Source organism: Enterococcus sp. 5H (assembly GCF_028128615.1).
GTDB lineage: Bacteria > Bacillota > Bacilli > Lactobacillales > Enterococcaceae > Enterococcus_L.
This window is the reverse complement of sequence record NZ_AMDP01000022.1, coordinates 111,615-125,008: the sequence shown is the minus strand read 5'-3', so window position 1 is coordinate 125,008 and position 13,394 is coordinate 111,615. Positions and strand designations below refer to the sequence as shown.

Sequence of the window (13,394 nt, the reverse complement as noted above, 5' to 3'; positions counted from 1 at the left end):
CAAGCTAATCGAGAAGCTTGGCTTTTTTGTTTGCAAGATATTTGTAAGTGAAAGTAAGATATGGTATAGTGACTATGCGCTTTTTATTTGATACATAACTTACACTATTGGAGGGATTTGCATTGCCAAAAAAGAAGAACTCATCTTTCGAGAGTTCCATTCACGTCTACAGAGCCATGAAACGCATGACCCAACAGGAACTTGCTGATAAGGTAGGAGTATCTAGACAAACAATCATTCAGTTAGAAAGAAATAGGTACAATCCTTCCCTTTTACTGGCTCACGACATAGCAGACGTTTTCGAGGTGCCAATTGAACAAATCTTTACGTTCAAAAAATTAACCGAAGACGAGCAAACAAACGAAGAAACCGATTAACGGAAGGAAAGGATAAATTATGACCGAATCACTCAAATCTTTTTTTGATAACTTGCCTACAAATCATTGGTCTAGCATACTAATCGCTGTACTATCAGTCATTTTCATTGTTTACTCAATTTATTTTTACTTTAGTAAAGAAGGTAAAGATGAACGTGGAAAGAAAATTATTTCGACAGCAAGTTTTATCTCTTTTATTATCACAGTAGTTTTAATGTCCGTTTTGAATAATAATGCCGTGATTTTTGACATTATTTCAAAGAATGAATTATCTTTCAACTGGATACTAAATTTCTTTGTGTTAGTTATTTCGGGTGTTGAAGCAATTGGCATATTAATACTGAGAAGAATAAAATAAAAAAATAGCTAGAAAATAACTCAACAGGTTATTTCCTAGCTATTTTTATTTAACGATAATTTGATAAATTTGCTTATTTAGAAACAAATTAGTTTAGTCCAACCACCAAGTGAGTTAGGTGCTACTTCTTCAAGTCTGTTAAACATTTCTTCTGTTTCTTCATTTCTTTCAAATGATGCACCAATAAATTTGTCTACCTTTTTCGAATCCGTCTTAGTTTCCATTTTTTCAATAGATAATTTTCTCATAATATTATTTATCCCCCTTTTGTTAATAATTAAATTATAAAGCGTTATCCCGAATAAGTAAAGTTCTTTTTTCAAGAAGTTTCACTTTATAAATAAAACGGATGGTACCATAGTAGAATTATAAGCACGAAGAATCTGATAACCAACACCAGATAATCCACAAAACAGGCTTACCGAAATATTTGCCGAATCACTTTTTAAATTAATAGTATTTTTTATTAATACATTGATATTATTCAAGGAATTATCTGCTATTCCATAGTTCCCATGACACAGACAATCATCTATAGTTGTTTCTGTTTTATTTTTTTGGATTATTCTATTTAATAAAGGATCTGACAGTTGAGCCGCTGTTTCTTCAATCCCAATAAGCCCGCGACACCAAGAATCGTTTAGAAACCCTTCCTCTTCAAGCAATCGCTCAAACTGATCTTTATACCATAAAATCTTCTCACTAATTATTTCATCCTCAAGAATGTTGTTAGCTCGTACTAAACCGTTGAGGACACCTGCATAACCATGAGCAAAACTATTATCATCCATCTTCTGTAAATCAATCTCTTGGGTGTAGTATAAAAGTAGATCATAAGCATCTTTGTTTTCAAAGCGTTCATAAACTTCAGCTAAAATAGCTAATAAACTAGCTTTACCGTACAACCACTCATTTATGTGCATCTTATTTAAGCTCACTTTATTTTTTAATTCTTTTAAATTCGTTACTAGATAATGAAAATGTTTATCGTCCCCAAGCAATCTAGTAACAAAATAAGCTGTTGTTATTCGCATACCTTCACCAAAAAAGGCACTTTCATACTGATCTTCTTCGGTATTTATTTCAGCTAAAAATAGCTCTTTTTCTAGTAAATGAATGATTTCCTGATAGCTTTTCTTTGGAACAAAGTAATTTAAGTAAATGAAAAATAAATACAGTCCCGCACTTCCTCCATAAAGGTCCGTACCAGGATAATTAATTACAATTTTTCCATTAGGCTGCGGAAAAACTGACATCCAGTTGAGCACATTTAAATCAGTATCTACAGCTAATTGACCAATTACTTGATCCCCGATATCTGCAGCTTTTTGTAATAAAGTAGATTCAAGCAACTCATTTTTTGCCGGCACCTCTATTTCCTGTAAAGAGTATTCTAATGTACCTAAACTTTCTTTTAGTAACAGATAGGAAAAGTTACTTGTTGTTTGTGTGATTTTCTCCATATGTTTAACAGTTTCTTGTAATGGTGTTCGTTCCAGTAAGTTCAATATTTCGTGACCGTTAGTATAAACCTGAGTTAAAGAAGTATTCGCTGTAAATAAGGGTACATCGTGATCTAACATTGCTTCTATTTCAAAAGGAATCAGCACTTCAGGGATATTTCTACTAGCCCACAAATTTTCAATGATTTTTTCACGTTCAATATAGTTTGACATGGAATCTGTATGTAAGGTGAAATTTAATAAATTTCCGTAATCTTGCGTATCTCTGTAAATCAAACGAATAGTTGTGTTTGCGAATAACTCTTCAAATTTTTTGATAAATTGTTGCTTGTTCTTTAATAAAAGCTGATTCATATCTTTAAAGGCTTGTTCTATTACAGAACTGTACAGACGGTAATCAACGGCCTCTCCAGCAAAATAAGGGATGTTCTGCGCCCCTTCCATGTAACCTTCTTCTAATTGAAAAGCGATATCACTAGATTTTTCATTTTTCAACTTTCTAACCTTTTTAGGTAACTTTTGTTTCGCACCCGATAGTGCATCTCCATCTAAATCACGCTTCCATTGTTCTTTTTGCGGTAATAATCCAGAGACAATGACAGATTCTTTCTCTATTCTTACTTGTCTGGATAACTTTTGAGATTGTTTAAACATATTAGGTCTAATCAAGGTTTCTACATCAATTAATACAGGATACGAACCACTTGCGATTAAATTTTCCATATGAAGGTCTGTTGCACCCAACCAGTAAACAATCGCCAATAATTGTCCGTAATTTTCATAAAAATTAGTAATTTCAGCTATTGTTGTACATTCTTTGTATGGGACTTTTTCTTCAATCGTAAAGTCTGGAAAAGTAATTCGTTTTATCTTATAAAACGATAGCTTTGGAGCTAGCTTCTCAACATAGCCTAAAAGCTTATTAAAACGCTCTCCTATATCCAGGTTTTTGAATTTGAAAATCAATTTCGTTTCTTGTATCTGAAATTGAATAACTGTTTTCCCATGGTTGTGACTGTCCCCTTGACCTAGTTTTACTTGATCAAGAATCAATGGTGTAATAAGCCCAAATTCATGAGCTAACTGATTTGAAGACTGATTCAACGAGTAAATAAATGCTTCAATCATTTCACAGGCAAACATTAGTCTGGTAGCAAGCACTCTGGCAAGCGCTGGATATTCTCCGAAAAAAAGATATGTACGCTGTTTATCTCCAAGAAATTCCTTAATGTAATTGTTAAACTCTTGCTCCTTTGTCTCAGCTTGCAAATGATATTCTTCAATCATTTGATGAACATCCCCAACCAAAGTTTTTTGCGCAATGAAAAGAAGTTCATCTGAAAGTTGAGTAGTCAGCTGACAAATCACTTGTTCCGTCAACTGAATACTAGGAAACTGCTGCGTTAACTTTCGAAGATACTCTTCATAATAGTTCAAATGAAAACGTAACGCTGCAGCTAATTCTAGTTTTTGTATCGGTATCTCAGAAATAAATAAGTGTTTATGCAACTGAAACCATTCACTTTCTTCAATGATCGGCAATAACTGCTCAGCTCGTTCTTCTGTAAAAGGCAATAATCCTCTGCTAAAAAGAGATTCATCCCATTGAGAATACTGAAATATTTTTGTATAATCATCAGGTTTCAACAAACTTTTACGTGCTTGCCACTGTTTAAAGTAAAGCTGTTCATCCTCATTTGTCTCCTGATTTTCCCAACACTGGGTTCTTTCTGAAATAGTTGTTGCATAGCTGTACGTTAAATCATCGCTCATGATTTTCTCTCCTTAGTTTATCTCTATACTTCAATAATAATAAAAAAACACAAAAAAAACTACGTTATTTTTAATTTGAGTGAATTTGTTTACAAAAAACTGTATAAATTTAATTTTCCCTTCACATATAAAAAAATTGGAGCTTCCATTCAATAGATCTTTGTGTCAAAAAAACTAGCAAAATCAGCTTTTTAACAAAAATAACCCAACTTTAAGTATTAATATTTTTACATAACAAGCCCTGTAGAAAATAAACTAGCAATCACTTTGATAGCGCTGCCAAAAATAACTAAAATTTATGAATTTAGTGTTATTTCTGTCAATTAATCTTAAAAAACAGCTATTTTGTATGCATTTAGTTTGTGAATTCCTTACTTTTAGTATATTATAGTTTTTAAGAGGTATGTACCAATATTTTTTGAAAGGATATGAAATTATGTTAAAATTATATACTACTAATAGCTGTACATCATGCAGAAAAGCGAGAAGATGGCTGATTGCCCATGATATTCCATTTGAAGAAAAGAATTTTGGCACAACTCCCATTACCTTAGATGAACTAAAAAATATATTAATTCTTACTGAAGAAGGAACTGAAGATATTATTTCTATTCGTTCTAAAGTTTTCCAAAAATTAGATAAAGATATTAATGAACTACCACTACATGAATTACTAGAATTGGTAAAAGACAATCCTGGTTTACTACGTCGTCCAATCATGATTGATGAAAAAAGATTACAGATTGGTTTTAACGAAGATGAAATTCGATGCTTTTTACCAAGAGCAGTTCGTAAAAGAGAATTATCTCAAACATTACTTTTAAGCGGTTTATAACTGGTACTACCTCGAAACGTAAAACATGTTAATCAAAAAGAGGCTGAGACAAAAGCGTTTAGCTCCGAAAAATAAGAAGGCATTCACGAAAATTACTCTTCAAATTTTTGTGAATTTCAGCTTATTTCAGAAGCCTTCAATTCTTAGAGCTTTAGCTCTTAGAAATTGTTGTGATCGGAACGAAGTGGAGTAGCTGCTTTTTTCTCGCCGTTTATTCGGATCTAGTGAGTGAAACAAAAACTGATTTTTAGTTTTGTCCCACTCACTTTTGTTATCCAAATAATTCGCCCCTTATTTGACAAACATAGCATCGCCAAAACTAAAGAAGCGATAACGTTCATCAATGGCATGCTGATAAGCTGCCAAAGTCAAATCTCTACCCGCAAATGCACTAACCAACATTACTAATGTTGATTTAGGCAAATGAAAATTGGTAGAAAAAGCTTGTACGACTTTAAATTCATATCCTGGAGTAATAAAAATATCTGTCCAGCCACTGTCCGCTTTAATCTGACCATCAAATTTTGTACCGATTGTTTCTAATGTACGAATTGAAGTTGTTCCAACAGCTATAATCCGACCGCCAGCTGCTCGCGTTTCATTTAGTTGTTGTGCTGCAGATTCCGTTAAGCGGTAAAACTCACTGTGCATTTCATGTTCAGCAATATTTTCCACACTTACAGGGCGAAATGTTCCTAACCCTACATGTAACGTCAAATAAACAAGCTTTACACCCTTTGCTTGGATTTTCTCAAGTAATTCTTGCGTAAAATGTAATCCGGCCGTAGGAGCTGCTGCAGAACCATTCTCTTTGGCATAAACTGTTTGGTAACGATCAGGATCTTGCAAACGCTCCTTAATATAAGGCGGTAGCGGCATTTCTCCCAGCGTTTCCAAAATCTCTAAGAAAATACCTTCATATTCAAAGGTTACAATTCGTCCGCCATGCTCCAATTCTTCAATAACGGTCGCTGTTAATCGCCCATCGCCAAAACTAATTTTCGTTCCGACTTTGGCTCTTTTAGCGGGCTTGATCAAAGTTTCCCACGTATCGCCTTCAGTATTTGTTAATAAAAGAACTTCTAAATGTCCTCCTGTATCTGGCTTTTCTCCATACAAGCGGGCAGGTAAAACTCGCGTATCATTCATAACTAGTGCATCTCCAGAATGCAGTTCATCGATGATCTCATGAAAATGTTTATCTTGGATTTCCTTCGTTTCACGATCTAAAACTAAAAGCCGTGAACTTGCCCGGTCCTTTAACGGGGTTTGAGCAATCAGTTCTTCCGGTAAGTCAAAATCAAAATCTTCTGTACTAAGCATAATTGTCACTCTCTCTACTAGATTTGTCTTGGCTATTCTAACATTTTTTACGCTATCTGGCTATGACGAAAGCACACCGCAATCAGCAACTGAGCTAAATAATTTTGACGTTACTGCTCTATTTATTTGTTATCTGCAAAAAATCCCAAATTTTTATTCATGTCTTCTCTATTAAAAAACTATTATTCACTTCATTGTCTATTAAAAGTATCAAAGACTACTTTAGCACAACCAGAACATTACCACCTTAACGATTCAATCAATGCTAGTTCGTCTTTGATCCTTCTGAAATGTCAAAAAGCGTATTTTCGAATAGTTGTTGGCTGTCGGCTTCAGCCAAGACCACTCTCCAACACAACTTCTTGCAATTCTAAGATAGAAACAAAATAAAAATGGTGTTGGTAAACTCTACCAACACCATTGCAAGTTCAATAAATAGACATCACAAGCTCCATCCGAAAATCTAAAAAAATAAACTCTAGATATTTCTCTCAAAATTGAGTAAAATGAATTATGTTGATGTTACGCATTGACAGGGCAACTTGATTGGTCAGCGTTATCTGACCTTCTCAGGGCTTCATAGATCAGCGCCAACTGATTTAATGAAGTGCCTTTTTATTATATTCGTTTCTATCTACCCTTCATTTTAAAGAAAAACAATATCATAGTCAATAAGACAAAAATATTTTTGCATAAATGTTAATTTTTTCCTATTCTAATAAGCATTCCCCCTCAAACAATTGGATCTGTTCAAAAATTATTTCCCTTTTCATCTTTAAACTACGCAAAAAATCCATACATTCATTTTTTGATTCAAATCCACAAATAGTTGTATTTATCTCCCTTATTTCACCCAGAAATTCTCAAGTCTCTATCACTTATTTCTAACAAAATAATCCTAAAAAAAAACCTCTCATTTGTCCAAATCAGGATTTTGTAGCATACTAGTAATAGATATGTTATTGAGAAACATTTAATGAACTTGGTAAAGTTGATAAGAATCAGTTGTAAAAATGGCACTATTTTTGAAAACTGATTCAAAGAAGTATTCAACATAAAAAGAATTTGGGGTGAGAAAGTTGATCGAATTTCAACACGTTTCAAAAATTTATAAAGGTGGTAAAATCGCTGTTGATGATATCAATCTGTCTTTTGACAAAGGTGAATTCATTTGTTTTATCGGAACTAGCGGTAGTGGTAAAACAACTTCAATGCGAATGATTAACCGAATGACAGATCCGTCAAAAGGAAAAATTTTAATTAACGGTGAAGATATTCAAACAATTAATCCTGTTGAATTACGTAGACAGATTGGTTATGTTATCCAAAATATTGGTTTAATGCCACACATGACCATCAGAGAAAATATTGTTCTAGTACCAAAATTACTCAAAGTTGATTTAGAAGAGCGAAACAAGATTGCAGAAAAAATGATTGATTTAGTTGAACTACCTAGAGAAATGCTGGATCGTTATCCAAATGAGCTTTCAGGTGGTCAACAACAAAGAATCGGAGTTGTTCGGGCTTTAGCAGCAAATCAAGATATTATTTTAATGGACGAGCCTTTTGGAGCTTTAGATCCTATTACTAGAGATTCGCTGCAAGATTTAGTGAAAGATTTGCAAGAACGTTTAGGAAAAACTATTGTCTTCGTTACTCATGATATGGATGAAGCACTAAAATTAGCTAATCGAATTGCCATTATGAGTGAAGGAAAAGTCATCCAATTTGATACACCAGATAATATTTTACGTCATCCAGTGAATGAATTTGTTGAAGAGCTGATTGGTGAAGATCGTTTGATTCAAGCTAAACCAGACATCACCACGGTTGGCGAAGTTATGCTAAATAATGCGATTACCATCACACCGGAAAAATCATTATCTGAAGCAATTAAGCTGATGAGAGAAAAACGGGTTGATACACTGTTAGTTGTAGATGGGGCTGGAGTATTGAAAGGCTTTATTGATGTTGAGACACTTGACCGCCGCAAAACTAAAGCAACGAGTGTTAGTGATATCATGAACCCAAAAGTTTTCTTTGTAAAAAAATCTTCTTTATTGCGCGATACCCTGCAACGTATTCTAAAACGAGGCTTAAAATATGTCCCTGTTGTAGATGACAATCAAAAAGTTGTCGGTATCTTAACTCGAGCATCCTTAGTAGATATCGTTTACGATGTTATCTGGGGTGACGAAGAAGAAACAACCGACACACCTAGTGAAACAGAATCAACTGATGTCAAACAACCTCAAGCGGAGGTGTAAGAAAATGAATCAGTTTCTTCAAGAAAAAGGAAATGAGCTTGTTACAAAAATTGGTGAACATATTTTTATTTCTGGCGTAGCATTACTGCTCGGAGTTTTATTAGCCGTACCTATAGGAATTTTATTAACTCGGACGAAAAAAACAGCAGCAGTTGTTATTGGTTTAACAAGTGCCTTACAAACGGTTCCTTCATTAGCTTTACTAGCATTGATGATTCCTATCTTCGGAGTAGGAAAGATTCCGGCAATTATTGCCTTGTTTATTTATTCTTTGCTGCCGATTTTACGAAACACTTATATTGGAATTAAAGAAGTCGGAGCTGACTATAAAGATGCGGCCAAAGGAATGGGAATGACCAATGTTCAGTCTATTTTCTTAGTTGAATTACCAATCGCCATGCCGACAATTATGGCGGGGATTCGATTAGCTGCCGTTTATGTTATCGCTTGGGCAACCTTAGCTTCTTATATTGGCGCTGGTGGTTTAGGTGATTTTATCTTTAGTGGATTGAATAATTATCAACCTGATTTGATTTTCGCTGGAACCATTCCGGTAACTATTTTAGCTTTGGCAGCCGATTTATCACTTGGTTTGTTAGAGAAAAAATTAACTCCTAAAGCATTAAGGGAGGCAGACTAATGAAAAAGAAACTTAAGTTATTACTTGTAACGTTTAGCAGTATACTATTATTATCCGGTTGTTCTTTACCTGGTTTATCTTCCAATGCTGATGATTCTACCATTGCTATAACTGGTGGAATTACATCAGAAGCGCAAATTTTGGCGAGTTTGGTTGCTGGAATGATTGAACACTATACCGATGAAAAAACAACAATTATCAATAATTTAGCGACAACCACAATCAACCACCAAGCGATGATTAATGGTGATGCGCAAATTTCAGCAGCTCGTTATACTGGTACAGATTTAACAACAACATTAAACTTAGAACCAATTAAAGAGCCTGAAAAAGCTTTTGATAAAGTCAAAACAGAATTTGAAGAACGGTTTCAGCAAAAATGGTTTAAATCTTATGGTTTCGCCAATACCTATGCGTTTATGGTGACCAAAGAAACAGCAGAAAAATATAATTTAAAAACAATTAGCGATATGAAAAGCGTCGCCGATCAATTGACTGCTGGTGTAGATACTTCGTGGATTGATCGTAAAGGTGATGGCTACAAAGGTTTTACAGAGGCTTACGGCTTTGACTTTAAACGCGTTTTCCCAATGCAGATTGGATTAGTTTACGATGCAGTTGCAGCTAATAAAATGGACGTTGTTCTGGGCTATTCGACTGATGGACGAATCAGAAGTTATGATTTAGTTATTTTAGAAGATGACTTGCACTACTTCCCTCCATATGATGCATCAGCAGTTGCAACAGATGCGGTGCTAAAAGAACATCCTGAACTAAATGAAATCATTGGAAAATTATCTGGAACGATTTCTACTGAGACCATGCAAAAATTAAATTATCAAGCAGACAACGATTTAATGGAACCTGAAACCGTTGCTGAGAATTTCTTAAAAGAACACCATTACTTCGAATCTGAAGGAGGTGGGAAATAATGCAGAATTTACAGGACATGAATTTACTGCAACAATTTTTCTATTACTTTGACCAAAACGGCAGCTATGTTTTAAGTCAGTTTGTACAGCATTTTTTAATTTCAATTTATGGTGTATTATTTGCCTCTATCGTCGGAATTCCAATCGGGGTTTTTATCGCTCGTAGAAGAAAAATGGCTGGCTGGATTATCAGCATAGCTAACTTAATTCAAACTGTTCCTTCGCTTGCAATGTTATCTATTTTAATGCTAGGACTTGGTTTAGGTGTTAATACAGTTATTGTAACGGTGTTTTTGTATTCCCTTTTACCGATTATCAAAAATACGTATACTGGCATGATTCAAGTGGATAGAAATATCTTGGATGTTGGAAAAGGTATGGGGATGACGAAATGGCAACGTCTTTATATGGTGGAATTACCACTTTCTGTATCAGTTATTATGGCTGGGATTCGTAATGCCTTAGTTGTTGCTATCGGGATAACAGCGATTGGAGCTTTCGTTGGTGCTGGTGGTTTAGGAGATATTATTATCCGTGGAACTAATGCCACCAATGGAACTGCGATTATCCTTGTCGGTGCTTTACCAACCGCTCTAATGGCGATTATTACTGACTGGGTTCTGGGCATGATTGAACGTCGGTTAGATCCAGCGAGTAAACATTCTTAATTTAAATAGAAATGCAGCTAGAACAAAGGAAAATTTCCTAAGTTCCAGCTGCATATTTTTGTCTATTTCTTTAAGTGATAACTGTAAGTGGCAACGACAATATTTTCCCGCCAAGATAAACGTAAACGCAAGCGTAAACTTGTCTGATTATGCAAAATATTTTGCCAACGTTTATTCGGCACAAACTGTGGAATTAGCACTGTAGTTGTATAATTGCGTTTTGCTGAATTTTTACTCATAAGATCTACATAACGTAAAATTGGATTTGTAATTGAGCGATATGAAGAATGGATAACAGAAAAACGTACATCTGGAAAATGTTTTTTAAACGCCGCTTCGATTTCTTTTTCCTTTTTAACATCTTCATCCATTGATACATGCATTGCAATCACATAATCCCCGATTGAACGAGCATAATTCACTGCTCCTACGTTTGCTTGAGTAGCATTTCCCACTAAAACAATAACTGTATTACCAGCAAAGTCTTGCTGCATCACAGCTTCTTCAATCCGTAATTGTTCAGCAACATTTTTATAATGAGTATGAATACTATAAAAAACAAATAACAACACAGGCATAATAATGAAAAATGGCCAGATGTCACCTAAACGATAGATAAACAAAATAACGATAATCGCGTAAGAAATGCAGGCACCAACAATATTAGCGACCGATTTTGATAACCATTTTTTCGTTTCTTTACGCCACTTGATGACCATCCCTGTCTGAGACAAAGCAAATGGAATAAATACACCAATTGAATAAAGTGGAATTAAACGTGCTGTTGAACCTTGAAAGATTAACAGCAATACGACTGATCCGGCTGCTAAGGTCAATATGCCATTAGAATAGCCTAAGCGATCGCCACGATCCATATACATATGAGGCATAAACTTATCTTTCGCCAAATTATAGGCTAAAACTGGAAAAGCTGAAAAACCAGTATTCGCCGCTACAGCCAAAATCAAAGCCGTAGCAAACTGTAAAATATAATAGAGAATATTTTGTCCAAAGACTGCTTTACCAATTTGAGCTAGAACAGTTACTTCTTCTTGTGGAACAATACCATACCAGTAGTTGATAAACGTAATTCCTACAAAAAAGAACCCTAAAATAGTCGCCATCAATGCCAGTGTCCCAGCAGCATTTTTTGCTCTAGGTTTTTTGAAAAATGGAACGGCATTACTAATCGCTTCAACTCCTGTTAACGAAGAAGAACCTGATGAAAATGCCCGTAAAATCAATGCAATCGTAATTCCCGGCACAACAGTTCCTGGAATAGCCGTAGCATGTAAAGGTGCTGCACCGGTCATAATTTTAAACAAACCTGTTACAATCAATAATGTAATCACTGCAATAAAACAATACACAGGAAACATCAAAAAATTAGCGGATTCTCTCAAACCACGCAGGTTCATCAACATAATCAACAAGACAATACCGATAGAAATTGCCACTTGATGCTCGTATAAAGACGGTACAGCAGAAATAATTGCTTCCGCACCAGCAGACACTGAGACCGCCACTGTTAACATGTAGTCAACAAGTAACGAACCACCAGCGATTAGTCCAGCATTTTTCCCTAAATTTTCACTGCTAACAACGTAAGCCCCGCCGCCATGAGGATATGCATGAATGATTTGCCGATAAGATAACGTCAATGAAATAAGTAAAATAATAACAAAAGCAGCAATCGGCAATGAATACCAAATAGCAGCAGCAGATAAAGTGACCAACACAACAACGATCTGCTCTGTGCCATAAGCAATAGATGATAACGCATCTGAAGACAGTAACGCAAGCGCTGCAAATCGACTTAATTTATGTTCATCATTTTCAGTCGATTTTAGCGGTTTTCCAATAAATAATCGTTTTAAATAATCCACTCTTTCTTCACTCCTTCAATCTGATAATAAGACCTTTTTATTTTCAGTTACATATAAAATATATAGTCGGCCACTCTCTTTTTTTCCGCAAACAATCACATATGCTACGCCTTTAGATGTTGAATGTCAAACATTTTTCTGCATAAATTATTAAAATATTTATTCGTTCTTAGCTGTTTATTAATTTTTCTAACTTATTCATTATCTTCATTTTATCAAGGTTCGTTAATCAAAAAAAATATTTCGCTTTTTAATAACATCAACGGCTATTTCTTCATAAAATAAATAGTAAAGTAAAAAAAGGTTGTTTTGAAATTGATTAAGAAAAAAAAAAGACCTAATAAAAGTCGCTCCTTTGTTATTTTGGGAGAACATCCTTCTATTTATTGGTCTTTTTTTCTATTGAAAATATTCGCGATTTAAACTTTCATAATCATCCAAGTGCCATTCATTACCAACTAGTTCATGTTGCGCCTGGTTCTTTGGTTGCTCCAGTTGTTTGAATTGCTGAACATTCGTGGTCAGCATATGCGAAATTGTTTCGTCTTGCATCTTTATTATATGTTTCAAACGAACCCGTTCTAATTTTAAATCAGTGATTTCTTCTTGCTGTACTTCTTTTTTACTCCACATATTTTGTAAAAACTGTTTATCTCTGACAATAACCAATGCCAAAACAACGATCACAATAACTAAAAAATATAGAATAAATAACATGTGTAAACCCATTTTCCCAATTCCTCCTAACACTATATCTTATATTAACATGTTATAGGATTTCGTTTTTTCATTTTTTTTATAAAAACAAATATTTTTATACATTTTTTGAGAAAAACTTACACTAAGTTCTTTTTTTCATATTATTTTATTTA

Annotated in this window: 12 protein-coding genes; 7 read left to right on the top strand and 5 right to left on the bottom strand. The window is 34.4% G+C overall.

Annotated features, from left to right (window positions below; genetic code table 11):
• Nucleotides 1-122: 122 nt before the first annotated feature.
• Both C240_RS09865 and C240_RS09860 read left to right on the top strand, forming a co-directional pair.
• Nucleotides 123-377: a helix-turn-helix transcriptional regulator gene (locus C240_RS09865; RefSeq protein ID WP_010762625.1), complete on the top strand. Its 255-nt coding sequence runs from the start codon at nt 123-125 to the stop codon at nt 375-377.
• A 19-nt stretch (nt 378-396) separates the two neighbouring features.
• Nucleotides 397-735 (top strand): hypothetical protein, encoded by a 339-nt coding sequence (locus C240_RS09860; protein WP_271494862.1) that lies wholly within the window; start codon nt 397-399, stop codon nt 733-735.
• 77 nt (nt 736-812) lie between these two features.
• Here the strand turns inward: C240_RS09860 and C240_RS09855 are convergent, their stop codons facing one another.
• A complete protein-coding gene (locus C240_RS09855; RefSeq protein WP_271494859.1) occupies nt 813-983 on the bottom strand; it encodes a hypothetical protein in 171 nt (56 codons plus the stop codon).
• Nucleotides 984-1,064: 81 nt separating this feature from the next.
• Nucleotides 1,065-3,971, bottom strand: a complete 2,907-nt coding sequence (lanM, locus tag C240_RS09850; RefSeq protein WP_271494856.1) for a type 2 lanthipeptide synthetase LanM — start codon at nt 3,969-3,971, stop codon at nt 1,065-1,067.
• A gap of 436 nt (nt 3,972-4,407) precedes the next feature.
• On the opposite strand from lanM, the gene spx reads away from it, so the two are divergent.
• Complete coding sequence (spx, locus tag C240_RS09845) at nt 4,408-4,806, top strand: transcriptional regulator Spx (RefSeq protein ID WP_271494853.1); 399 nt, start codon at nt 4,408-4,410, stop codon at nt 4,804-4,806.
• A 291-nt stretch (nt 4,807-5,097) separates the two neighbouring features.
• Here spx and queA read toward each other — a convergent pair whose 3' ends face one another.
• Entirely contained in the window at nt 5,098-6,129 is a 1,032-nt protein-coding gene (queA, locus tag C240_RS09840; protein WP_271494850.1) for a tRNA preQ1(34) S-adenosylmethionine ribosyltransferase-isomerase QueA, read from the bottom strand.
• A 1,079-nt stretch (nt 6,130-7,208) separates the two neighbouring features.
• Between queA and C240_RS09835 the strand changes: the two genes are divergently transcribed.
• From C240_RS09835 to C240_RS09820, 4 genes are read left to right on the top strand one after another with little or no spacing between them, the layout of a single operon-like run.
• On the top strand, nt 7,209-8,396 hold the full coding sequence (locus C240_RS09835) for a betaine/proline/choline family ABC transporter ATP-binding protein (RefSeq protein WP_271494847.1): 1,188 nt from the start codon (nt 7,209-7,211) through the stop codon (nt 8,394-8,396).
• Nucleotides 8,397-8,400: 4 nt separating this feature from the next.
• Nucleotides 8,401-9,036: an ABC transporter permease gene (locus C240_RS09830; RefSeq protein WP_271494844.1), complete on the top strand. Its 636-nt coding sequence runs from the start codon at nt 8,401-8,403 to the stop codon at nt 9,034-9,036.
• Nucleotides 9,036-9,968, top strand: a complete 933-nt coding sequence (locus C240_RS09825) for an osmoprotectant ABC transporter substrate-binding protein (protein ID WP_271494841.1) — start codon at nt 9,036-9,038, stop codon at nt 9,966-9,968. Before C240_RS09830 ends, C240_RS09825 begins: the two co-directional genes overlap by 1 nt.
• Nucleotides 9,968-10,636, top strand: coding sequence for an ABC transporter permease (locus C240_RS09820; RefSeq protein WP_271494838.1), 669 nt, complete (start codon nt 9,968-9,970; stop codon nt 10,634-10,636). Before C240_RS09825 ends, C240_RS09820 begins: the two co-directional genes overlap by 1 nt.
• 62 nt (nt 10,637-10,698) lie before the next feature.
• Here the strand turns inward: C240_RS09820 and C240_RS09815 are convergent, their stop codons facing one another.
• Together C240_RS09815 and C240_RS09810 are read right to left on the bottom strand one after the other, a co-directional pair.
• Entirely contained in the window at nt 10,699-12,522 is a 1,824-nt protein-coding gene (locus C240_RS09815) for an APC family permease (protein ID WP_271494835.1), read from the bottom strand.
• Nucleotides 12,523-12,921: 399 nt separating this feature from the next.
• The gene (locus C240_RS09810) at nt 12,922-13,251 is read right to left on the bottom strand and encodes a hypothetical protein (RefSeq protein WP_271494832.1); all 330 of its coding nucleotides are present in this window, start codon (nt 13,249-13,251) and stop codon (nt 12,922-12,924) included.
• Nucleotides 13,252-13,394: the final 143 nt, after the last annotated feature.